Origin of the sequence: Janthinobacterium sp. LS2A (assembly GCF_036543145.1) — a bacterium.
Lineage (GTDB): Bacteria > Pseudomonadota > Gammaproteobacteria > Burkholderiales > Burkholderiaceae_D > Janthinobacterium > Janthinobacterium aestuarii.
This window is the reverse complement of record NZ_JAZHPB010000008.1, coordinates 182,655-204,992: the sequence shown is the minus strand read 5'-3', so window position 1 is coordinate 204,992 and position 22,338 is coordinate 182,655. Positions and strand designations below refer to the sequence as shown.

Annotated in this window: 17 protein-coding genes; 6 read left to right on the top strand and 11 right to left on the bottom strand. The window is 64.8% G+C overall.

The genetic code is table 11. From position 1 onward, the window contains the following. The first annotated feature begins 9 nt into the window (after positions 1–9). A complete protein-coding gene (locus tag V3C40_RS22110) occupies positions 10–3,150 on the top strand; it encodes an efflux RND transporter permease subunit (protein WP_331778531.1) in 3,141 nt (1,046 codons plus the stop codon). Positions 3,151–3,334: 184 nt separating this feature from the next. Here the strand turns inward: V3C40_RS22110 and V3C40_RS22105 are convergent, their stop codons facing one another. Next, positions 3,335–3,844, bottom strand: a complete 510-nt coding sequence (locus V3C40_RS22105) for a hypothetical protein (RefSeq protein WP_034753470.1) — start codon at positions 3,842–3,844, stop codon at positions 3,335–3,337. Positions 3,845–3,965: 121 nt separating this feature from the next. Then, entirely contained in the window at positions 3,966–4,202 is a 237-nt protein-coding gene (locus V3C40_RS22100) for a hypothetical protein (RefSeq protein ID WP_072457088.1), read from the bottom strand. 211 nt (positions 4,203–4,413) lie between these two features. Here V3C40_RS22100 and V3C40_RS22095 point away from each other — a divergent pair, with 211 nt between their 5' ends. After that, complete coding sequence (locus tag V3C40_RS22095) at positions 4,414–4,788, top strand: hypothetical protein (RefSeq protein WP_331778530.1); 375 nt, start codon at positions 4,414–4,416, stop codon at positions 4,786–4,788. Here the strand turns inward: V3C40_RS22095 and V3C40_RS22090 are convergent, their stop codons facing one another. Continuing rightward, a complete protein-coding gene (locus tag V3C40_RS22090) occupies positions 4,789–7,827 on the bottom strand; it encodes a sensor domain-containing diguanylate cyclase (RefSeq protein WP_331778529.1) in 3,039 nt (1,012 codons plus the stop codon). Positions 7,828–8,050: 223 nt separating this feature from the next. Here V3C40_RS22090 and V3C40_RS22085 point away from each other — a divergent pair, with 223 nt between their 5' ends. Further along, complete coding sequence (locus V3C40_RS22085) at positions 8,051–8,770, top strand: AraC family transcriptional regulator (RefSeq protein ID WP_331778528.1); 720 nt, start codon at positions 8,051–8,053, stop codon at positions 8,768–8,770. Here the strand turns inward: V3C40_RS22085 and V3C40_RS22080 are convergent. Together V3C40_RS22080 and queC are read right to left on the bottom strand one after the other, a co-directional pair. Next, the gene (locus V3C40_RS22080) at positions 8,754–9,671 is read right to left on the bottom strand and encodes a sterol desaturase family protein (RefSeq protein ID WP_072457082.1); all 918 of its coding nucleotides are present in this window, start codon (positions 9,669–9,671) and stop codon (positions 8,754–8,756) included. The two genes, V3C40_RS22085 and V3C40_RS22080, sit on opposite strands and share 17 nt — an antisense overlap. Positions 9,672–9,748: 77 nt before the next feature. Beyond that, the gene (gene queC / locus V3C40_RS22075) at positions 9,749–10,462 is read right to left on the bottom strand and encodes a 7-cyano-7-deazaguanine synthase QueC (RefSeq protein WP_046682176.1); all 714 of its coding nucleotides are present in this window, start codon (positions 10,460–10,462) and stop codon (positions 9,749–9,751) included. Positions 10,463–10,682: 220 nt separating this feature from the next. On the opposite strand from queC, the gene V3C40_RS22070 reads away from it, so the two are divergent. Together V3C40_RS22070 and V3C40_RS22065 are read left to right on the top strand one after the other, a co-directional pair. Beyond that, positions 10,683–12,581, top strand: a complete 1,899-nt coding sequence (locus tag V3C40_RS22070; protein WP_331778527.1) for an autotransporter assembly complex protein TamA — start codon at positions 10,683–10,685, stop codon at positions 12,579–12,581. Beyond that, positions 12,581–17,005: a translocation/assembly module TamB domain-containing protein gene (locus V3C40_RS22065; protein ID WP_331778526.1), complete on the top strand. Its 4,425-nt coding sequence runs from the start codon at positions 12,581–12,583 to the stop codon at positions 17,003–17,005. The genes V3C40_RS22070 and V3C40_RS22065 overlap by 1 nt, the downstream gene beginning before the upstream one ends. A 169-nt stretch (positions 17,006–17,174) precedes the next feature. Here V3C40_RS22065 and V3C40_RS22060 read toward each other — a convergent pair whose 3' ends face one another. From V3C40_RS22060 to V3C40_RS22045, 4 genes are all read right to left on the bottom strand, one after another. Continuing rightward, positions 17,175–17,414, bottom strand: a complete 240-nt coding sequence (locus V3C40_RS22060) for a hypothetical protein (protein WP_034753464.1) — start codon at positions 17,412–17,414, stop codon at positions 17,175–17,177. Between the two features lie 24 nt (positions 17,415–17,438). Beyond that, on the bottom strand, positions 17,439–17,591 hold the full coding sequence (locus V3C40_RS22055) for a hypothetical protein (protein WP_175444616.1): 153 nt from the start codon (positions 17,589–17,591) through the stop codon (positions 17,439–17,441). A 56-nt stretch (positions 17,592–17,647) separates the two neighbouring features. Beyond that, positions 17,648–18,862 (bottom strand): alpha/beta hydrolase family protein, encoded by a 1,215-nt coding sequence (locus V3C40_RS22050; protein ID WP_331778525.1) that lies wholly within the window; start codon positions 18,860–18,862, stop codon positions 17,648–17,650. A gap of 102 nt (positions 18,863–18,964) precedes the next feature. Beyond that, positions 18,965–20,143, bottom strand: coding sequence for a hypothetical protein (locus tag V3C40_RS22045; RefSeq protein ID WP_331778524.1), 1,179 nt, complete (start codon positions 20,141–20,143; stop codon positions 18,965–18,967). 189 nt (positions 20,144–20,332) lie between these two features. On the opposite strand from V3C40_RS22045, the gene V3C40_RS22040 reads away from it, so the two are divergent. After that, positions 20,333–20,851, top strand: a complete 519-nt coding sequence (locus tag V3C40_RS22040) for a hypothetical protein (RefSeq protein ID WP_034753462.1) — start codon at positions 20,333–20,335, stop codon at positions 20,849–20,851. A gap of 10 nt (positions 20,852–20,861) precedes the next feature. On the opposite strand, the gene V3C40_RS22035 is transcribed toward V3C40_RS22040, so the two are convergent. Together V3C40_RS22035 and V3C40_RS22030 are read right to left on the bottom strand one after the other, a co-directional pair. Beyond that, entirely contained in the window at positions 20,862–21,671 is an 810-nt protein-coding gene (locus V3C40_RS22035; RefSeq protein ID WP_331778523.1) for a hypothetical protein, read from the bottom strand. An 86-nt stretch (positions 21,672–21,757) separates the two neighbouring features. Continuing rightward, positions 21,758–22,336: a nucleotidyltransferase family protein gene (locus V3C40_RS22030; RefSeq protein ID WP_331778522.1), complete on the bottom strand. Its 579-nt coding sequence runs from the start codon at positions 22,334–22,336 to the stop codon at positions 21,758–21,760. Between the last annotated feature and the right edge of the window lie 2 nt (positions 22,337–22,338).

The window sequence follows — 22,338 nt, the reverse complement described above, 5'->3', positions numbered from 1 at the left end:
GAAACCATCATGTTTGAACGCTTGATCCGCTTCGCCATCGACCAGCGCTGGCTGGTGATGCTGGCCGTGGCCGCCATGGCTGGCCTGGGCATCTACAGCTATCAAAAGCTGCCCATCGATGCCGTGCCCGACATCACCAATGTGCAGGTGCAAATCAATACCCAGTCCGCCGGCTATTCGCCGCTGGAAACCGAGCAGCGCGTCACCTTCCCCATCGAGACGGCCATGGCCGGCTTGCCGAACCTGGAACAGACGCGCTCGCTGTCACGCTATGGCCTGTCGCAAGTGACCGTGATCTTCAAGGATGGCACGGACATTTATTTTGCCCGCCAGATGATCAACGAGCGCTTGCAGGAAGCCAGGGAAAGCCTGCCGTCCGGCATCACGCCCAAGATGGGGCCCGTCTCCACGGGCCTCGGTGAAATCTACCTGTGGACGGTGGAAACGGAACTTGGCGCGAAAAAGCCGGACGGCACGCCGTACACGCCGACGGACTTGCGCGAAATCCAGGACTGGATCATCAAGCCGCAGTTGCGCAACGTCACGGGCGTGACGGAAATCAACGCCATCGGCGGCTACGCCAAGCAATACCAGGTGGCGCCGTATCCGGAAAAACTGGCCGCCTACGGCATCAGCCTGCAAGACGTGGTGACGGCGCTTGAGCGCAACAACAGCAACGTGGGCGCCGGCTACATCGAAAAGCAGGGCGAGCAATTGCTGATACGCGCGCCGGGCCAGGTGGCGTCGAAAAGCGACATCGGCAACATCGTCGTCGCCAACGTGCAGGGCGTGGCGATCCGCATCCGCGACGTGGCCGACGTGGTGCTGGGGCGCGAGCTGCGCACGGGCGCGGCCACGGAAAACGGCCGCGAAGTGGTGCTCGGCACCGTCTTCATGCTGATCGGGCAGAACAGCCGCGCCGTCTCGCAAGCCGTCGACAAGAAGATGGTGGAGATCAACCGCAGCCTGCCCAAAGGCGTGCACGCCGTCACCGTGTATGACCGCACGGTCCTCGTCGACAAGGCCATCAATACGGTAAAGAAAAACCTGCTCGAAGGCGCGGTATTGGTGATCGCCATTTTGTTCCTGTTCCTCGGCAATATCCGCGCGGCCGTCATCACGGCCATGGTGATTCCGCTGGCCATGCTGTTCACGTTTACGGGCATGGTGCAATACCATGTAAGCGCCAACCTGATGAGTTTGGGGGCGCTCGATTTCGGCATCATCATCGATGGCGCCGTCGTGATCGTGGAAAACTGCGTGCGCCGCCTGGCCCACGCGCAGCAGAAACTGGGACGGCCGTTGACCTTGCAGGAGCGTTTTCACGAAGTGTTTGCCGCATCGCAAGAGGCGCGCCGTCCCCTGCTGTACGGCCAGCTGATCATCATGGTCGTGTACCTGCCCATCTTCGCGCTCACGGGCGTGGAAGGCCGCATGTTTACGCCGATGGCGCTGACGGTCGTCATCGCCCTGCTGGGCGCCATGCTGCTGTCGATCACCTTCATTCCGGCCGCCGTGGCGCTGTTCATCGGCGACAAGGTGGCGGAAAAGGAAAACGCCATCATGCGCGCCGCCAAGCGCTGGTATGCGCCGCTGCTGGACAAGGTGATGCGCAACACGCCCGTCGTGCTGACGGGCGCGGCCGTGGCCGTCGTGCTGTCAGGCTTGCTGGCCACGCGCATGGGCAGCGAATTCGTGCCCAGCCTGAATGAGGGCGACATCGCCATCCAGGCCCTGCGCATCCCCGGCACCAGCTTGACGCAATCGCTGGCCATGCAGCAGCAGCTGGAAAGCAAGCTGATGGCAAACCACAAGGAAATCGCGCGCGTGTTCGCCCGCACGGGGACGGCCGAGATCGCGTCCGACCCCATGCCGCCGAATATTTCCGATGGCTACATCATGCTCAAGCCCCGCGACGAATGGCCGGAACCGGGAAAATCACGCGAGCAATTGCTGGCGGAAATCGAAGCGACGGCCACCAGTTTACCGGGCAATAACTACGAGTTTTCACAGCCGATCCAGCTGCGCTTCAATGAGCTGATTTCCGGCGTGCGCAGCGACGTGGCCGTGAAACTGTTCGGCGACGACATGCTTGTCCTCGACGGGACGGCCGCGAAGATCGCCGGCGTACTGGGCAAGATTCCCGGTGCGACGGAAGTGAAGGTCGAGCAGACGACGGGCCTGCCCATGCTGACGGTGCAGATCGACCGCGAGCAAACGGCCCGCTACGGCCTCAACATAGCGGACGTGCAAGCGGCGATTGCCACGGCCATCGGCGGGCAAGAGGCGGGTACCCTGTTCCAGGGCGACCGCCGCTTCGACATCGTCGTGCGCCTGCCCGACAGCCTGCGCAGCGACCTCGAGCAGCTGAAACGCTTGCCCATCGCCCTGCCCCTGGGCGCGGCGGCGGAAGGCCGTGCCCGCTTCATTCCGCTCGGTGAAGTGGCCAGCCTGCAAGTGGCGCCGGGACCGAACCAGATCAGCCGCGAAGACGGCAAGCGCCGCATCGTCATCAGCGCGAATGTGCGCGGACGCGATATCGGCTCGTTTGTCGCCGACGCCACGCAGCAGCTGCAAGCGCAAGTGGCCATTCCCGCCGGCTACTGGACCAGCTGGGGCGGCCAGTTCGAGCAGCTGCAGTCGGCCACGAAACGCCTGGAACTGGTGGTGCCGGTGGCGCTGGCCCTCGTGTTCGTCTTGCTGTTCGCCATGTTCGGCAACGTGAAAGATGGTTTGCTGGTGTTCAGCGGCATCCCGTTCGCCTTGACAGGCGGCATCGTCGCCCTGTGGCTGCGCGACATCCCCATGTCGATCTCGGCCGCTGTCGGCTTCATCGCCCTGTCCGGCGTGGCCGTGCTGAACGGCCTCGTGATGATCGCCTACATCCGCCAGCTGCGCGAACAGGGCATGCCCTTGCACGATGCCATACGGGAAGGGGCGATCACCCGCTTGCGGCCCGTCTTGATGACAGCGCTGGTGGCGTCGCTCGGTTTCGTGCCGATGGCGATCGCCACGGGCACGGGCGCCGAAGTGCAGCGTCCGCTGGCCACCGTGGTGATCGGCGGCATTTTATCGTCGACGGCCTTGACCTTGCTGGTGCTGCCGCTGTTGTACAGGCTCGCGTATGCCGCAAAAGGTAGGTCGGATTAGGTCCGAAGGAACGTAATCCGACACCACCACTGGCGCAAACAATATGTCGGATTACGGCCTTTCAGGCCTAATCCGACCTACGCCTGCCCCTGCTGTACCGGCTGGCGTATGCCGCAAGAGGTAGGTCGGATTAGCGCGCAAGCGCGTAATCCGACACATTGTTGACGCCGGTGGTGGCGTTGGATTACGGACGGCGGTAGCCGCCCTCGATCCAGTTCGCGGCGGACGTCGCATTGAACTTGAACGCGGCCGAGGTGCGCACCTTGGCGATCTGTTCGCCGTCGGCGTCGTAGGCGCTCAGTTCCGCGTACGGGTGGTCTTCGTCGGGGACGATGTCGAACATCACCTTGACTTGCCCCTCGTCGGTGGCGACGAACAGGTTCTTGTGCAATTGCGCATGCAGCTGCTGCTCGTGGCGGCGCAGCACTTCCGACGCCGTCTTGACCAGGGTATTGAACGCGTTGACGTCGAGCGGCTTCGGGTTTTTCTTGTCGCGGCCCATGGTCCACGGACCCACCAGCGCCGGCTCCGGTTCGCCATCCTTGATCATGGCCACGGCCCAGCCTTCATCTTCCTCGTTCTTGATCACCCTCGCCGTCCAGCCATTGCCTACCCACAGGCGCGGCTCCTGGATCGGGGCGTCATTGTCCTGCTCGGCTGCTTCGTCGGAAAAGTCGGGAAAATCGGTACTCATGGCGGTGCTCGTGATGGAAGGTCGGGGCTAGCATGATAGTCGAAAACGCCCGCCCGTGCCGCGTTCCCGGCGGCACGGGTGAACGTTCAACACTTCCGTCCGGCATCTTCCCACGCGACTGTCAGCACATGGACATGGCAGGCCGGTTGGGCCAGGTCAGCGGCGGGCCCGGCGGCACCCAGCGCGGGTCGATGGCCGGCAGCGGCGCATGGTAATTAAACGGATTGATGATGATCGGCGGTATCGCCGATGGCGCACCGACGGGCTCGGCGCAGGACTGCGTGGCGCTACGCTGGCGCGTGATTCGATGGTCAGGGGGGGATAGCGATTGATCCCCGGTATCTGCAAACAAAAGCATGTTGCCCTCCTTGCGAGAGTGAGGTATTCAGTATAGGACGGCTTGCGCACATTACAAGAAAAGAAATCTTGTTCCAGATCAGCGTTTTCTGGCCTCCAGCGCCTTCCATACCGTGAAAATGACGGCCTGTCGCACGCCGCTGGCGGCAAGCCGGGCGCGCCCCTACAGTGTGACCATGCAATACCCGATCACCCACACTGCGAGGCCTACCATGAAAAAACTGCTCACCTTCGTCCTCACCGTCATGCTCGCCTGCCTGTTCCTCGACAAGGTCGGCGGCAGCGACATGCACATGCAGTTCAACGGCGACGATATCGACGGTCCGCTTGAGTGGCTGTTCGGCCTCGTGTTTGCCGGCGGCGGCTTGCTGATCGCCGCCATTGCGGTGGTGTGCGCCGCCATCGTGGCGGGCGTGGTGCTGGCCGGCGTGGGCGTGGTGCTGATCGCCGCCGTGGCCCTGTGCGTCGTGCTGGCGCTCGCGCTGAGCACGCCCGTGCTGCTGCCGCTGCTAATTCCCGTGGCCATCGTCTGGCTGATCGTCAGCCGCAACCGCAAGCAGACGCAAGCGCGTCAGCACAGCCTGTAATCACTGCGCCATAAATTTGCTGAGCACGCCGTCGCCGCCGCCATCATTCTGTTCGATGCGGTTGCGCCCGCCCCGCTTGGCCCGGTACAGCGCCTCGTCGGCGCGCGCCAGCACGGCATCGCAATCGGCATCGGTACCGGCCATGGCGGCCATGCCGATGCTCACCGTGATGGTGATCACCGTGCCGCCATCGATGGTCAGCGAGCTTTCCGCCACGCGCCGGCGCAGCCGTTCGGCAAACACGGCGGCGGCGCTCAGATCCGTGCCCGGCAACAAGATGGCAAATTCCTCGCCGCCCACGCGGCCCGGCACGTCGACCTTGCGCAACGCCTGACACATCAGCGCGCCCAGGTGGCGCAGTACGGCATCGCCCACGGCATGGCCATACTCGTCGTTGACGCGCTTGAAGTGATCGATGTCGAGCATCAGCACGCTGGCGCAGCTGGCCAGTTCGCGCTGCAAGCGGGCATGCTCGTTTTCCAGCGACGCCATGAAGTGGCGCCGGTTCGGCAAGCCGGTCAGGAAATCCGTGGTGGCCAGCTGCAGCAGTTCCGCGTTCATGCGCTTGCGCTCGGTGATGTCGAGCGAAGACACCATGACGAAATCGAGGCTGTCCGCATGGCCAGGCATCACCAGCAAGCTCAATTCATTTTGCCGCGCCGCGCCATCGAGACGCACGAAGCTGCTCTCGCACTCGTACAGGTGGGCGCCGCCAGCCAGCGCCAGCAGCGCATCGCCGAAACGGGGCAAGGCGCTGTCGTCGAAATTCTGCGCCAGGCTCAGCGCGCCGCGGCGCTGGTCGTCCTCGTTGGCGCGCACCTGCGCCAGCGCGGCGCCGTTCGCATCGATGATGCGCACCAGCCCCGCCAGCCGCCGCAGCGCGTCCGGATTGGCCTGGAAGTGGGCGCCCAGGTCGCGCACGCCCGCTTGCTCGATAGCATCGAGCGCGGCGCGCACGGCCGACCAGTCCTGTTCCCACAAGGCCACGGGCGCATGGTCGTACAGGCTGCGGAAACGCGCTTCGCCGGCGCGCAGGGCCAGCGCCACCTGCGCCTGTTCAATGGCCATGCCGGCCAGGTGCGCCGCCTCGCTCAGCCGCGCCAGATGGGCCGCGCCCGGCAGGGTCGGCTGGCGGTGATACGCCATCAGCACGCCGAGCAGCTTGCCCGAGCCGCCACGCACGGGCTCGGCCCAGCACGACTGCAGCTGGGCCCGGCACGCCAGTTCCATCGTTTCCTGCGCAGCGGCATGCAGGTCGCCGACGATCACGCGCTGGCCGTCGCGCACGGCTTGCGCGGCGATCCCATGCACGCCCTGCAGGGTGTCGAGGTCGTGGCCATGGCTGGACAGGTTGAAAAACGCGGGCAAGCTCGGCGCCGCGCCCAGCACCAGGCGGTGGCGGCTTTCGTCGAGCAGCAAGATGCTGCACAGCATGGCGGGATGGTCGGCCTGCACGCTCAGCACCACGCTTTCCAGCACCCGTTCCAGCGGCGCGCCCGTGGCCAGCATTTCCAGCACTTGCCGCCGCGTGTGCTCGCGCCGTTCCATCTGGCTGCGCTCGCTGATATCGCGGAAAGTCCACAAACGCGCCTGCTCATTGCCCAGTTGCATGCTGCGCACGTATTGCTCGACCACCCGTCCATCGCGCAGGTGCAGCACGTCGCGCCGCTCGCGGTGGCCGTGCGGCGCATGGGCGCGTGCCCCGAGGAAAGGCGCCGCCTGCTCGAGCTGGCTTTCCACATGGCGCACGAGCGCCGTGCCATCGGCTTGCCAGTCGAGCGCGTCGGGCACTTGCCACAGGTCGCGGAAACGCCGGTTCGACGTGAAGATGCGGCCGTTGACGTTGTCGACCAGAATGCCGTCGATGGTCGAATCGAGGATGCTGCGCAGCATGGCCTGGCTGCGCTGCGCCGCCTCGGCCATCGCCAGCACGCTCGCCTGCCCCTGCTCCAGCTGGCCGGTCAGCTCGCTCGAGCGCGCCAGCGCCGCCTGGGCGCGGGCACGGCCCGCCGCCAGCAGCCAGGCCGCCAGCGCCAGCACGATGCTGGCCAGCAAGCCGGTCCAGGCCACCAGACGGGGCCGCGCCAGCAGCTCGCCATCGAAGCCCGGCATGGCGCGCACGCGCAAGGTCCAGGGGCGGCCGGCGATGGTGATGACTTGCCGCGACACGAGGCTGTCCGACGCGGCAGAGGAAAAGCCGCCCGGCAAGCTGTCGTACATCAGGGTCGCCTCGGCCAGTTGCGCGCCATCATAGATTTCCAGGTCCAGCTGGCGCGCCGCCTCGCCGCCCACGCCCGCCATCAGGTCGCCCATGCGGAACGGCGCAAACACCCAGGCGCGCAAGGCGGCGCGCCGCTGTTCCACGCTCGCATGCAGCATGCCGTTGTCATACACGGGCAGCACGACGAGGAAGCCATGCGCCTGCGCGCTGCCGCTGTCTTGCACCAGGTGAATCTTGCCCGTCATGGCGGCCCGCCCCGTATCGCGCGCCTGCTCGAGCGCGGCGCGGCGCACGGGTTCGGACCAGAGGTCATAGCCGAAGGCCAGCAGGTTGCTGTCGCTTAAAGGTTCCAGATAGGTGATGGGCGCATGCCAGGCGCGCTGGCCGTGCGGACGCACGGCATAGCCGGGATAGCCTTCCGCGCGCACGCTGGCCTCGTGCCGCGCCAGGGCGGCGCCGGGCAACAGCGGCAGGTAGCCGATGCCGTGGATGCCGGGAAAGTGACGGTCCACCTGCTGCACCGACAGATAGGCATGGAATTCGCGGCGCGTGACTTCCTGCGAACTGGCATACAGTCCCTGCACCCCGTGCAGCACCTGGATATAAGTCTGCATGCGGCCGGCGATGTTGCCCACCAGTTCGCGCACGCGGAAATCGAAATCGGCCTGCACCTGCTGTTCGCTGGCGTCGTCGGCATTGCGCCAGGCGCCGTACGTCAACCCCAGGCACAGCGCCAGCACCAGCGCGGCCAACGCACGCGGTCCCACCCAGTGCGACACTGGCTTGGCAAACCACGACGAAGACGCGCGTGTAGACATGACAGGCTGACAGGCAGGACGACATCAAACCATTTCACGGCCAGCAACATGGCTGGCAGCGGGCTGTACAACTACCATCGGTAGTCGATGAGAATGATAGTACGTTACAGCGGGCGCCCTTGCAATGCTGAATATTGTATTAAAAAGAGCACATATTTCGTGAACGCAATGATGTGTACTCCAGGAAAATTCGATGCCATGAAAACCATCGCCCGACACTGGTATGATCGCCCCGCAATCCATTACCGAGGAGCCGCGTTTGCAGCAAGATAGCTGGCAGGGAACACTCTGGCTGGCGCCGGACTTTGCCATCTTGCATGGCGCAGCGGGCGCCACGGACAGCCACGCCCATTATGCGCACCAGCTGATGCTGAGCACGGGAGCGCCCTTCACGGCCGAGCTCGACGGCATCATCCACACAGCGCGGCACTTGCTGGTCGACAGCCTGCGCCCGCACGCCATCATCGCCGCGCCGGACCCCATGCTGACCATCTATGCGGAACCGCAGCGCCTGGGCGGCGCGGCCCTGCTGGCGGCGGCCGCCAGCGCCGGCGTACCCAGTCTCGACAGCCTGGCCGCCGCGCTGCAGGCGCAGCCGCGCGAGCGCTTGCCCGATCCCCGCCTGCTGCGGGCGCTGGACAAGGTCGATGCGCTCTTGTCTGGCAAGGTCAGCGCGGCGGAAGTGGCCGAGGCCGCGCATTTGTCGCTGAGCCAGCTGGAGCGCCTGTTCAGCGCCCAGCTGGGCTTGCCTGTGCGGCGCCTGGTGCTGTGGCGCCGCTTGCGCCTGGCCATCCGCTTCATCTTGCTCGGCAGTACCCTGACGCAGGCGGCCCACGGCGCCGGCTTTGCCGATGCCGCACATTTTTCGCGCACCATGCGCAGCCTGTTCGGCGTGCGCGCCGACCGCAGCTTGCGCCAGCTCGACGTCAAGCTGCTCGATTGACGGCACGATTGAGCGCCTGCCGCAAGCCGGCCGGCAGCTCCGGCGCGCGCACGCCCTCTTCCGCGCGGAACGGTTCCAGCAGCTGCGGTCCATAAGCAACGGGATAATCGGGACGGCTGCCGATGCCCAGGTCCTCGCCCCGCATGCGGTAGCCGGGCGCGTCGAACGCCGTGCCCAGCAGGCGGTCCCAGCACGTAAAGAACAGGCCGAAATTCACGTCGCCGGCCGTGCCGTACTTCATGTGGTGAAAACGGTGCAAGGGTGCCCACGCGAACACGTGGCGCAGCGGCCCCATGCGCATGTCGACATTCGCGTGCTGCAGCAACAGCTGGATCGCCACGGCAAACGCCAGCACGGCCATGACCTTCTCCGGTATGCCCAGCAGCAGCAAGGGCAGCATGCCGCCCGCCGCTTCGAGCAGCAGATGCAGCGGATGTTTCATCCAGCCATTAAAACCGTACATGCGCTGCACGCTGTGGTGCACGGCATGCAGTTTCCACAGAAAATAATAACGGTGGCTCAGGTAATGCACGAGCGTGATGCCGCAGTCGGCAATCAGGATCGCCAGCAGCAGCTGCGCCCAGAACGGCAGTTGGCCCGGCCAGAACGGCCCCAGCGCCAGATGCCCGGCCAGCAGGGGAAAGGCCGCCAGGCCCAGCAAGTAGAGCGCTTCATTGACGAGCGCGTGCAGCGTATCGCGCCAGCTGTCGCCGTGACCGTCGTTCCACGCGCCGTCATACGGCGCATAGCGCTCGGCAAGAAAGGAAGTGAGCAGGGCCAGCAGCAGCAAGGGTGGCAAGACCCACAGGGAATAGTGGCACACCGCGATCAGGCAAGCGGCGGCGCCGATGAAGCCGGCCCAGAACACGGGGCCGTACAGCGCGGCAAAGAGGGATTTCATGGCAAGACACTCCTGTGGCAAAAACCACAGCATGGCTGGTCTCCCCGCCGCGCCGCTTGAAGAAACGGCGCAACCTGTTACTTCAGGGCTTTTCTCGCAGCATATTGCTGGTAGCCATTCGCGCGCAGGGCACAGGCGGGGCAAGTGCCGCAGCCATAGCCCCAGTCGTGCAATTCACCCCGCTCACCCAGGTAGCAGGTATGCGTGCCGCTGCGGATCAGGTCGACCAGCGGCTGGCCGCCCAGGTCTTCCGCCAGGTCCCAGCTTTGCGCCTTGTCCAGCCACATCAGCGGCGTTTCCAGCTTCAAGCGCGTGTCCATGCCCAGGTTCAAGGCCACTTGCAGTGCCTTCATCGTGTCGTCGCGGCAATCCGGGTAGCCGGAAAAGTCCGTCTCGCACATGCCGCCCACTAACACCGTCAAGCCGCGGCGGTAGGCCACGGTGGCGGCCACCGTCATGAACAGCAAGTTACGGCCAGGAACAAAAGTGTTCGGCAAACCGTTTTCCTGCATGACGATCTCGACGTTCTGCGTCATGGCCGTATCGGAAATGGCGGAAATGAGCGACAGGTCGATCATGTGATCCTGACCCAGGCGGCTGTCCCACTCGGGCGACTGCTGGCGCATCTGTTCCAGTACGCCTGGGCGCACGGTCAGCTCGATCGCATGGCGCTGGCCATAATCAAAGCCGATGGTTTCGACGCGGCTATAGTGCTTGAGGGCCCAGGCCAGGCAGGTGGTGGAATCTTGTCCACCGCTAAAGAGCACCAGTGCGGAGTCCGTTGCTAGCATAATTTCTTTCTTTTCAGTTTTATTCTGTCCGGGTGCGCGGGAAAACATGATTCCCTGCGCAAAAAATACTTATTCGTCCGCCATCAGTTTACCTATTCCGGTAACATGCAGTCAGCATTTACTTATCTGGAGCACCATGTTTTCTGCACGACCCATACGGCATACGGCTGCCGGCAAGGCGATACGACCACGAATTTTGGCACAAGTAGTGGCAAAAGTAATGGGTCAACTGACACTGGCGGCCGCCGGCGGTGCCATCTTGCTGTTTCCTGCCGCCCATGCTGCCGCACAAGAGGCCACGCAAGATGCTGCTCCAGAGAGCGCCAGCGCCACGGAAGCGGCGCCTGCCCCGCTGCAGTACGAGGTCAAGGTCAACGCGCCCGGCGACCTCGATGAGTTGCTCGAAAAAAACCTGGACCTGGAACGCTTCCGCGGCAACCCGCGCATGGACCGCGAGCAATTGCGCCGCCTCGTGCGCGCTACGCCCGAGGAAGCCAAAAACCTCATCGCCACGGCCGGCTACTATACGCCCGTCGTCACGGTGCGCGTCGATACGACGGGCGCCAAGCCCGTCGTCATCGTCGACGTCGACCCGGGCCAGCCTGCGACCATCGACAAGGTCGAGCTGGAATTGCGCGGCTTCGACCCCACGCCGCCGCTGGCCGCCAGCGAGCCTTACGATACGGAAGCCCTGAAGCGCAGCTGGGCCCTGAAGACGGGTAGCGTGTTTCGCCAGTCCGACTGGGAAGCGGCCAAGCGCGCGCTGCTGCGCGAAGTGGTGCAGACGCGCTACCCGCGCGCCCAGCTGGTCGATACGCAAGCCGTGGTCGACCCGGAAACGCATAAGGTTTCCTTGCTGGTGGTGCTCGACAGCGGCCCCGAGCTGCGCTTTGGCGAACTGCGCATCGAAGGCTTGAAGCGCTACGATGCCAGCATCATCCGCAACCTCGACAAGATACGTCCGGGCGAGTACTACAGCGAATCGGCGCTGCAATCATTCCAGGCGCGCCTGCAGGACACCGGTTACTTTGCCAGCGTGGAAGTGAGCGCCGACATGAGCAGCATCCTCAGCGAGCAGATCGAGGCGGGCCAGGAAAGCCAGCAAGCCGATGCCGCCGGCGCCTCGCCCGACGCCAAGCCCGCCAACCGCGGCCCCGCGCCGCAGTTGCCGCTGGTCGTGCGCGTGACGGAAAACAAGCAGCAGAACGTCAGCGCCGGTCTCGGTTTCAGTACCAACACGGGTAACCGCGCCCAGCTCAACTATGACAACCTGAACGTGTGGGGCACGCGCTTCAAGAGCGCTCTCACGATGGAAACGAAGAAACAGGCGGCGCACGCCAATTTTTACTTTCCAACGACCGAGCGCGGCTACAACGACAGCGCGGGCGCCTCGTTCGAGCGCAGCGACATTTCCAACGAAATCACGGCCGTGACGACCATCTCGGCCAAGCGCAACTGGGGCGGCACCAACCTCGAGCGCAGCCTGACGTTCGAGTTCCTCAGCGAAAACAAAACCGTCGTGGGCCTGGAACAGACGCGCAGCAAGAGCTTGCCGCTGACCTATGCCATCACCAAGCGCAGCCTCGACAGCCTGCTGTTCCCCACCAAGGGCTATGTCATCAACGCCCAGGTGGGCGGCGCCCTGCTGCCCCTGCTGACGGACGAGCGCTTCGTGCGCGTGGCCGGCAAGGCTGTGTATTACCGTCCGCTCGGTGAAAAGGGCGAGCTGATCGTGCGCGGCGAAATGGGCGCGCTGGGCTCGAAGGAAAAACGCGGCGTGCCGGCCGTCTACCTGTTCCGCGCGGGCGGCGACCAGTCGGTGCGCGGCTATGCCTACCAGGAACTGGGTGTCAAAGAGGGCGACGCTACCGTCGGCGGGCGCTACATGCTCACCGGCAGCGCCGAATACCAGTACTGGTTCAAGCCGAAGTGGGCCATTGCCGCCTTCTATGACGCCGGCAACGCGGCCGACACCATGAAAGCGGCCATGACGCCGAAATCGGGCTACGGCCTGGGCGGGCGCTACAAGAGCCCCGTCGGTCCCATCAATGTCGACGTGGCATATGGCCACGCCGTCCACGCCTACCGTTTGCACTTCTCTCTGGGATTCACTTTCTGATGTCCGATATTTCTACCGAATCCCCCGGCGCCGTCCCTCCTCCGCCGGCAAAAAAACCGCGCCGGGCGATGCGCTACGTACTGATCGCCGTCGCCAGCCTGGCCCTGCTGCTGGGCGGCGCCTTCTGGTTCCTGGGCCGCGAATCGACCTTGCAGATGCTGGTGCAAAAAGTGGCCAGCGCCAGCGGCGGCGAGATCGAAGTGTCGGGCGTGTCCGGTTCGCTGTACAACCGCATGCACCTGGGCCACGTCAGCTACCGCAGCAAGACCCAGCACATCACGGCCGACAATATCGACATCAACTGGTCGCCATTCCAGTTCTTCTCGGAAGGTATTGCCATCAGCGAACTGCACGTGGCCAGCCTGTCCGTGGAAAGCACGGCGCCGTCCGAGGAACCGTCGACCATGCCCACCAGCCTGGCCGCGCCGTTCAGGATCGGCATTGCCGACGCGCGCCTGGACAAGGTGACCCTGGTCAGCCCGAGCGGCAACACGGTGTTTGAAAAAATCCATTTCACCTTGTCGGGTGACAAGTCGCAATGGCAGCTGGAAGACGCCTCAGCCCTGACGCCGTTCGGCCAGGCCACGGCCAGCGCGACGATAGCCGCCACGCAGCCGTTCAAACTGTCGGGCAAGGCCGGCTTGACGCAGCTCAACCCCGCCGCCGGCGAAAAACCGGCTGCCCTCGCCTTGCAGCTGGGCGGCGACTTGAACGTGCTGAACGTCACGGCCAAGGGCAGCGCGGGCGCGGCCACGGCCGACGCCCGGCTGGCGCTGGCGCCGTTCGATCCCGTCATCATCCTGCGCTCGGCCAGCATCAAAGGCCGCAACATCAATCCGGGCAAGTTCGACGCCACCTTGCCGCAGGCGGACCTGAGCCTGGAACTCGACGCCGCCATCGACACGCGCCCCAACGCGCAAACCGTGTCGGGCAAGCTGGCCATCCTCAACCACGCCACGCCGGGCCCCATCGACCAGCAAAAGCTGCCGCTGCGCCAGTTCGAGGCACGCCTGGGCGGCACCCTGACGGCCACGACGCTCGAGTCGGCCATCATCGACTTCGGCAACGCAGGCAAATTCACGGGCGGCGGCAAGCTTAACCGCGACGCGGCCGACGCGCCCATCGGCAATGCGCAGCTGACCTTGCACACGGACAAGATCGACTTGCAGCACATTTACAGCAGCATCAACAGCACCAAGATCGTCGGCGACATCGTGCTCGACAGCGACGGCAAGACGCAAACGCTGCGCGCCAAGCTCGGTGAAGCCAAACTGCGCCTGGACGTGGAAGCGACCTTGGCCGACTCCTTGGTGCAACTGCGCAAGGCGACCTTGCAAGCGGGCAAAAGCAGCGTCAATGCGACGGGCCAGATCAGCCTGAAGGACGAGCAGCCATTCAAGGCCGTGGCCAGTACCAGCCGTCTCAATCCCGCCGACTTCGGCGCCTTCCCCGTGGCCGACCTGAACCTCGACGTGCGCGCGAATGGTCACGTGGCGCCCAAGTGGCTGGCGAATGCGGACTTCACCGTGCGCCCCAGCAAGCTGCTCGACCAGCCCCTGTCGGGCAAGGGCAAGCTGACGGCCGATGCGGCCCACTTCAGCGGCATCGACGTGCAATTGGCGCTGGGAAAGAACAACGTGACGGCTAAGGGCAACTTTGGCGGCGCCGGCGAAAAACTCAACTGGAACGTCGATGCGCGGCAACTTTCCGCCTTGCAGGGCGACTTGCTGGGCACGGTACTGGCCAGCGGCGTGGTGCAGGGCACCATGCAGCAGCCGCGCACGAGCTTTGTTGCCGATGCGAAGGGCCTGGGCCTGACCAGCGGCAAGCGCCCTGCGCCCGACAGCGCCATCCACGCCAGCGGCGAAGTGGGCTTGACGGGGCCGAAGCAGCAAGCGGAATTGAAAATGACGGGTTCCCTGCAAAAGATCAACCCGGCCGCGTTTGGCGCATCGCTGCCCAATGGTAACGTCAATGCGGACTTCAACGGCAGCGGCCGCCTGACGAGCGACTGGCAAGTGGCCCTGAACCTTGCCTTGCGCGAATCGACCTTGCAAAACGCGCCGCTGGCCGGCTACGCCAAGCTGTCGGCCAACGCAAAACGCATCGACAGCGTCGATACGGAATTGCGCCTGGGGCCGAACAGCCTGCTGGCCAAGGGCGCGCTGGGCGGCGCTACGGACAAGCTGACGTGGAAACTCGATGCGCCGCAACTGTCGACCCTGGGACCGCGCTTTGCCGGCGTGCTGCATGCGGCCGGTTCCGTCTCGGGCAAGATGGATGCGCCCGCAGCCCAGCTGACGCTCGACGGCAAGGACTTGACCTTCTTTGGCGACCAGCAATTGAAAGCCGTCAAAGGCAGCGCCAGCGTGGGCGCCGGCCAGGGCGCGCTCGACCCCATGGTCAGCAGCCTGGAAATCACGGGCTACAGCACGCCCACCTTCAAGCTGGCCAGCGCCCGCCTGGGCACGACGGGTACGCGCGGCAGCCATACGGTGAGCCTGGCGGCGCGCAATGACGATTTCGACGCCACCGTGCAAGTGCGCGGCAGCCAGAGCGGCGCCAGCTGGACGGGCACCATCGACAGCCTGCAAAACAAGGGCCGCTATGCACTCGTGCTGCAAGCGCCCGTGCCCGTGAAAGTGGCGGGCCCTGCCAACAGCGGCGTGGCGGGCCTGGGCCAGCCCGAGCAGATCAGCGTGGGCAACACCGTCATCAAATTGCCGGCAGGCAGCATCACCATGCAAAGCCTCGTCAAGAACGGCCCCCGCTGGACCAGTTCCGGCCAGGCGGCCGGCGTAGCGCTGACCTATCTGGCGCAAGTGATTCCCGCGCTGCAAGCCAATGCGCGCAGCGACCTGACCCTGGGCGCGCAATGGTCGCTCGACATGCAAGTGCCGACGGCGAAACAGAAGGATCCATCTTTGGCCGGCATGCTGCACATCTACCGCGAAAAAGGCGACGTGACGGTGGGCGTGGAGCAGCCGCTGGCGCTGGGCTTGCGCACCCTCGATGCGAGAGTGGACGTGGCCAACCAGCAGCTGCGCCTGGCCGTGAAACTCGATGGCGCGCGCGCGGGACAGAGCGACATCAATGCCACCGTGCAAATGCTGGGCGGACGCATCAGCAACGACAGCGCCCTCTCGCTGACGGGCACCACCAATATCGATTCGCTGGCGTGGCTGGCGCCGCTGACGGGCCAGCCGGGCCTGGAACTGGGCGGCGCCTTGAAGGTGGCCCTGTCCGGCAGCGGTACCATCGGCGCGCCGCAATTGAATGGCGACATCAACGGCAGCAAGCTGCTCGTCAACTGGGCCGACCAGGGCTTGAAATTGCGCAATGGCGTGCTGCAGGCGAAGCTGGCCGGCGATCAACTGCAATTGCAGCGCCTGAGCTTTGACGGCGGCGATGGCAAGGTGCAGGCAGATGGCTGGGTACGCTTTGCGAATGGTGAAGCAAGCCTGGAACTGAAACTGCTGGCCGACCGCCTGCAGGCGCTGTCGCGGCCCGACCGTACCCTGGTCTTGTCAGGCAACAGCACCCTGGTGCGCAACGACAAACGCTTCAGCTTCGAGGGCAAGTTCAGGGCCAACCGCGCGCTGATCGAACTGGCGCCGCAAGACACGCCGACGCAAAGCAGCGACGTGGTGGTGCTGGGCAAGGAAGTCAAGGGCAGCAAGGAAGCGCCGTCGCTGCCCCTGAATATCGACCTCGAGTTCGACCTGGGCAACGCCTTCCACCTGCGCGGCATGGGCATCGATGCGGATCTGGCGGGCAATGTGCGCGCCAGAGTCATCAACCGCGCCGCGCCGCGCGTGACGGGCAGCATCAAGGTCACCAGCGGCCAGTACGCGGCCTACGGGCAGAAGCTGTCGATCGAACGGGGCTTGATCGCCTTCACGGGCGCCTACGATAACCCGTCGCTCAATATCCTGGCCGTGCGCAAGCGTCCCGAAGGCGAAGCCTTGTCGGAAACGAACGTGGAAGCGGGCGTGGAAGTGCGCGGCACGGCCCAGGCGCCGACGGCCAAGCTGGTGTCCACGCCAAGCGTATCGGACAGCGACAAGCTGGCCTGGCTGATCCTCGGCCACGGCGCGGAAACGGCGGCCGGCGATGAAATGGCCCTCCTGACGACGGCGGCCGGCGCCCTCTTCGGCGGCTCCGGCGGCGGCCTGCAAGGCAAGCTGGCCAATTCGCTGGGCCTCGATGAAGTGGGCCTGTCGCAGGCGCAAGGGCTGGAAAGCACGGTCGTCACCGTCGGCAAGCGCCTGTCCTCGCGCGCCTACCTGACGTTCGAGCAAGGCACGAGCACGGCGACGAGCCTGGTCAAACTCCGTTATAAGCTGAACCGCCGCATCACCTTGCAATTCCAGACGGGCACGAACAATGCGCTCGACGTGTTGTACACGTGGGCGTTTGATTAAATTGGCGGCCAACCATGTTGTCGGATTACGCGGGGCGTTGCCCCGCTAATCCGACCTACGTTCCATGTGCATGCGCGTAGGTCGGATTAGCGGCGCAGCCGCGTAATCCGACACCAGCAGAAACACAAAGGGCGCCGCGGCGCCCTTTTTCATCAATACTGCAAACAGCTTACTCGGCCACGTCGAGCCCCCGCTCGATCATGCCTTCGACGTAGGCGCGCAGGTATTGTTCCAGCGCGGGGCCGGACAGCACGTTGGCCGTCAGCGCGCCGTGCGGCGAGCCTTTCAGCACGCCGTCGTGGTACACGCGCGCAATCCAGGCCACGTCCGCGCCCTGGGTGTAATCGAGTTCATAGTCGAACGATTCTCCGCTGACTTTGCGTGTGTAGACTTCCTTGACAATTGCCATCTAAAACAGCCTTTCTTGAAGAGATTAACTGGGATGCGGGTGCGGCACCGGATCGTCCTGCGGCACCGGGTGCACGGGCCCCGGCTGGCGCCCGGGCGCTTCTTGCGGCTCCGGCGCCGGCATGGGTTCATCGACGGGCGCCGGGTCGGGCGCGCGGTGGGTATGGATGACTGACATGGCTGGCCTCCCTGCAGACAAAGGAAGACCATACCACGAGATGCGCGCCGCTGCCCTTATTTGCTTGCCGGCTTGGCGTCGGCGGCTGGCGGTGCCGCGTTCTTCACATATTTCTCCAGCCAGTTGTTGCTTTCATACAGCATCTGCATGATCGATTCGCGCGCGCGGTAGCCGTGGCTCTCGTTCGGCAACATCACCAGGCGCGCCGTGCCGCCCAGTCCCTTGACGGCCTGGAACATGCGTTCGCTCTGGATGGGGAAAGTGCCCGAGTTGTTGTCCTGCTCGCCGTGGATCATCAGCAGCGCATCCTTGATCTTGTCCGCATAATTAAACGGCGACATGGCCTGGTAGACGGCCGGCGCCTGCCAGAACGAGCGCTCTTCCGCCTGGAAGCCGAACGGCGTCAGAGTGCGGTTGTAGGCGCCGCTGCGGGCGATGCCGGCGCGGAACAGGCGCGTGTGCGCCAGCAAATTGCCCGTCATGAAAGCGCCATATGAGTGGCCGCCGATGGCGATGCGGTTGCGGTCGGACACGCCGCGGCGCACCACCTCCTCGACGGCAGCCTCGGCGTCGGCCACCAGCTGCGGCAGATACGTGTCGTTCGGTTCCTGCTCGCCATTGCCGACGATGGGGAACGATGGATTGTCGAGCACGGCGTAGCCCATGGACAGGAAGGCGGCCGGCCCCCAGTAGCTGACGGCATTGAATTTGTACGGCGAACCCTTGGTCTGGCTGGCGGCGCTGGCCGTCTTGAATTCCTGCGGGTATGCCCACATCAGGGTCGGCAGCGGACCGTCGCGCTTGGCGTCGTAGTTCGGCGGCAGCATCAAGGTCGCCGTCAAGTCCACGCCGTCGGCGCGCTTGTAGCGGATCAGCTCTTTCTGCACGTCCTTCAATTGCGGCAGCGGATGGGGGAAATGCGTGAGAGCCGTCAATTGCGCCGCACCCTGCTGCTTCAGGTTGCGCACATAGTAATTCGGCTGCTCGGTCGGCGATTCGCGCGTCGACAGCAAACGGCTGCCGTCCTCATCCAGCACGGCCACCACGTTTTCATAATACGGCGCGGCGCTCTGGAACAGGCGCTGCTTCTGTTTCGTCGCCAGGTTCAGGCGGTCGATGAAGGGACGGTCGCCTTCCTTCGACGCACCCTGGCCGTCGAGCAGGATGGAGTTGTCAAAGGCGATCAGCAGGCGCGGCAAGCCGGCCGCGTCGGCGCGCATCACCGGCTGGCCCGGATCGTTGTAGCGGTCTTCGAACGATCCCGCATACACGAGGTCGGCCGGCGCGGCAGGTTGGTCTGGCGAAATCTTCCACTGCTTGACGGCGCGCGTCTTGTACCACGCTTCGCTGAGCAGGGCCAGGTCGCCGCGGCCCTAGGCGATGCCCGCATAGCGCGAGCCGAGCTTGGCCAGCACGGCCGGCTTGGCGGTGAACGGCGCCGCCTGCGTGTAGACGATGTCGCGGATCTCGACCACCTTGGCCGGGTCGCCGCCATCCTGCGCCTCGGCCCACACCAGGGTGGCTGGCGCGTCAACGCGCCAGCTGACGGAACGCACACCGGCGGACACGGCATCATTGCCTGGCGGCAGACCTTCTTCCAGCGGCAGGGCCGCCACCGCATGCACCACCTTGCCATTCAGGTCGCGCACGTCGATCTTGTGCGCAAAGTCGGAGGCCGGCACGATGTAGGAATACGGACGCACGATGCTGGTCGTCAGCAGGTGCTTGCCATCGGGCGAGGCCGCCACGCGCGAGAACTGGCCCGGCTGGCCCACGAGGCGCTGCTTGCCCGCCACGTCCAGCAAGGCCAGCTGCACGGTGATGTAGTGCTCGAACAGCTGTGCATCCTGTTCGTTTTTCAGCAGGTCGGGATAGGTGCGCAATTGCTTGACGCCGCCGCCCGGCACGCTGTCCTGGATGGACGGGCCCGTCGGGATGCCGCTGGCCACGGGCGCCGCGCCCAGCTTGGCCGGTTTCAGCTGCACCAGCAAGGTCTTGCTGTCTGGCAGCCAGGAAAAGCCGCGGCCATATACGGTCGACAGGGCTTGATTGCCCAGCTTGCGCGCCGCTTTCGTCTGCACGTCAAGCAGCCACAGTTCCACGCCCGATTCCTTCACGCCCTTGGCGGGATCGGCAAAGGCGATGTGCGTAAACGCCAGGTAGCGCTGGTCGGGCGACCAGGCCAGGTCGGCGATGCGGGGCGAAGCTGGCAAGCCGCTGACCTTGATTTCCTTCTGCGTATCGATGTCGAGCAAACCCAGTCCCGTGTGAAAACTGAAACGGCTGGCCGAATACGTGCGTGGATTGATGCGCAAGCCCGCCAGTTTCAGTTCCGGCTGCGCCACTTCGCTGATGCTGGGCAAGGATGGCGTGGGCAGCACGGCCGCCAGGTTGCGTTTCGGGCTCAGGCTCAGGGTCGGCGCGCGCGGCGCATCGACGATGGCTTGCAGAGGCGCTGGCGGGGCTTGATACGCGCCATCTTGCGCCATGGCCAGGGAAGACGAGGCCATCAGGCCGACAGTGATGGGCAGCAAAGGCAAACGAGTAGACATGGAACTCCAGTGTATGAAGGTGGCGACAACAAGCAAGCGCACCGCACCGCTCATGGCGGCGCTGTGTGACAGGGCATAGTGCGTTCATGCCATGTAAATGTCAACCAGCAACTTTTGCTGTTTGACAAGCATCGCCGCCCATCCCCATCTGGCTTACAATCGCTGTTTTACCCGCACCCGAATGTCTACATGGAAACCACTACTCTCGCCCTGCTGTTCCTGGTCCCGCTGCTGGTCTGGCGCATTTATTCGCGTCTGAAGAAACTGGTGGCGCGCCAGAAGTCGCAGCTGTGGCGCCACTGGAGCGTGGCGGTCGTCTTTCCCGCGCTGCTGCTGTTCCTGGCGACGACGACGAAATTCGAGCTGTTGCCCCTGTCCAGCCTGGGCGCGGGCGCGCTGGCCGGCGGCTGGCTCGGCGTGCTGGGATTGAAACTGACGCGCTTCGAACAGGTCGGCAAGGATTTCTTCTTTACCCAGCACCGCTACCTGGGCCTGGCCATCACGATGCTGTTCATCGCCCGCCTGCTGTACCGCGGCATGGAAATCTACCTGAACACGCGCCTGGACGTGCCCGTGCCGCCGCCACCGTTCGGCCAGAGTCCGCTGACCATGGCCGCCTACGGCCTCGTCATCGGCTACTACGCCGTGTATGCGTGGGGCCTCGTGCGCTGGCGCCAGCGCAACAAGCCGCTGCAGGCATCGGAGTAAGTCACATCAGTCAGTAGTACTGGCACAGGCCGGTACACGTCGTCACCGACAGCGCCTGGCGTATCGCCGCCAGCGCCGACGCCAGGGCCGGATCGAGATCCTTGTCCGCATCGGCCAGGCTGGTCAGTAAACGCTCGCGCAAGGGCGGCGCCATCAGATTGGCATTCGCCGCGGCGTGCTGCGCCGCCGCTTCCAGCATCCGCTTCTTTTGCGCCACGTTCCAGAACGGCACTTGCACGAACTGCACCACGTTCACAAACATGGTGCTCGATCCCTTGCTGAAGGCGCGGGCACGCATGCGCTCCGCACTGCTCACCTCGGGCAAGGGCTGGCTGCTGAACTCCTTTTCCATCAAGCCAATCAAGTGCGCATGGCAATGCATGCCAAAGGCGAACAAGGCAGCCATTTCATCGCCGTAGTCGGCCAGGTTCTGCGTCACCTGTTCCCTGCGCGCCTGCTGCAATTCGGCGCCCGACAACAGCAGCGGCCGCGTGAGGCCAAATTGGTAATAGGACTTGCCCAGATTGGTGCTCCGTTCGCACAGGGACACGCTCTGGTTGACGTCCTGCAGCGCCGCGACGGGCGCCTGGAACAGGCGCGGGCCATCGGCGATATGGGCAAACAGCTGCGCCACGCCAGGGTCGCCCAGGCGCGGCAAGCCGCTTTGCGGCGTGGCCTTGGCCATCAGCGCTTCCAGCTGGCCGCTCGCTTGCTGGAAATCGCTGTAGCTGTCGGCCCAGGCGGCGGGCGCCACGAGGGCGGAGGAAAGGCAGAACAAACGGCCTAGGCGGCGCAGCGGCATGGAAATGGACAGGGACATGAGATCAGGAAAACACTATTGGATAACTGGCAATTATAGGCAATCTGTATCCACAGTGTATTTAATTGCTTTTACGCCAGCATTTTTCAAGCGATGATGGTGACACGCGGCCAGCGCGCCGCATAGTTCTTGCTGGCCAGGCGCTGCGCATAGCCGTCTTCGCTGATGCGCGCCGGGTTGCGCCGCACCACCATGTCGAACAGGTCATCGAGGCCATGCGGTGCGATGACGCCGATCCCGCCGTCAGACTGCAGATGGATGCCGACCGCCGTGGCAAACTCGGGCCAGGAAGCGATGGCGTCGTCGAGCGACAGCAGCGGCGGCACGGCGTAGCCGAACTCGTCTTCAAACCACAGGTGCACCCGGGCCTGGTTGCACACTTCCCACGGCACACCGGGCAGCACAGTCTCCAGGCGCTGGCGCAACTGCGTTTCGCTTTCCGGATGCACATCGTGCGCATCGAAATACGCCACGTCGATGTCGCTCAATGCCGACGGTTGCGCGTAGCCGTGCAAGGCGTCCCACACAAGGTTGCGCACGGCGCCGGCGCCGATACAGCAGTGGGGCAAGCCCAGCTGCGCCACGGCGTGCAGGGCTTGCATGCACCACGGCGTGGCGCGGGCGATGGCGCGCAAGCGCGCGGCCAGCGCTTCCTGCGTGCTCATTG

Bases quoted from the DNA above. Each gene is read 5' to 3' on its own strand.
- V3C40_RS22065 (WP_331778526.1), top strand. From the start codon at position 12,581: ATGTCCGATATTTCTACCGAATCCCCCGGCGCCGTCCCTCCTCCGCCG.
- V3C40_RS22100 (WP_072457088.1), bottom strand. From the start codon at position 4,202: ATGCTTTTGTTTGCAGATACCGGGGATCAATCGCTATCCCCCCCTGAC.
- V3C40_RS22080 (WP_072457082.1), bottom strand. From the start codon at position 9,671: ATGAAATCCCTCTTTGCCGCGCTGTACGGCCCCGTGTTCTGGGCCGGC.
- V3C40_RS22060 (WP_034753464.1), bottom strand. From the start codon at position 17,414: ATGGCAATTGTCAAGGAAGTCTACACACGCAAAGTCAGCGGAGAATCG.
- V3C40_RS22070 (WP_331778527.1), top strand. From the start codon at position 10,683: ATGGGTCAACTGACACTGGCGGCCGCCGGCGGTGCCATCTTGCTGTTT.
- V3C40_RS22085 (WP_331778528.1), top strand. From the start codon at position 8,051: ATGATCGCCCCGCAATCCATTACCGAGGAGCCGCGTTTGCAGCAAGAT.
- V3C40_RS22045 (WP_331778524.1), bottom strand. From the start codon at position 20,143: ATGTCTACTCGTTTGCCTTTGCTGCCCATCACTGTCGGCCTGATGGCC.
- V3C40_RS22105 (WP_034753470.1), bottom strand. From the start codon at position 3,844: ATGAGTACCGATTTTCCCGACTTTTCCGACGAAGCAGCCGAGCAGGAC.
- V3C40_RS22090 (WP_331778529.1), bottom strand. From the start codon at position 7,827: ATGTCTACACGCGCGTCTTCGTCGTGGTTTGCCAAGCCAGTGTCGCAC.
- V3C40_RS22040 (WP_034753462.1), top strand. From the start codon at position 20,333: ATGGAAACCACTACTCTCGCCCTGCTGTTCCTGGTCCCGCTGCTGGTC.
- V3C40_RS22030 (WP_331778522.1), bottom strand. From the start codon at position 22,336: ATGAGCACGCAGGAAGCGCTGGCCGCGCGCTTGCGCGCCATCGCCCGC.
- V3C40_RS22035 (WP_331778523.1), bottom strand. From the start codon at position 21,671: ATGTCCCTGTCCATTTCCATGCCGCTGCGCCGCCTAGGCCGTTTGTTC.
- queC (WP_046682176.1), bottom strand. From the start codon at position 10,462: ATGCTAGCAACGGACTCCGCACTGGTGCTCTTTAGCGGTGGACAAGAT.
- V3C40_RS22055 (WP_175444616.1), bottom strand. From the start codon at position 17,591: ATGTCAGTCATCCATACCCACCGCGCGCCCGACCCGGCGCCCGTCGAT.
- V3C40_RS22110 (WP_331778531.1), top strand. From the start codon at position 10: ATGTTTGAACGCTTGATCCGCTTCGCCATCGACCAGCGCTGGCTGGTG.
- V3C40_RS22095 (WP_331778530.1), top strand. From the start codon at position 4,414: ATGAAAAAACTGCTCACCTTCGTCCTCACCGTCATGCTCGCCTGCCTG.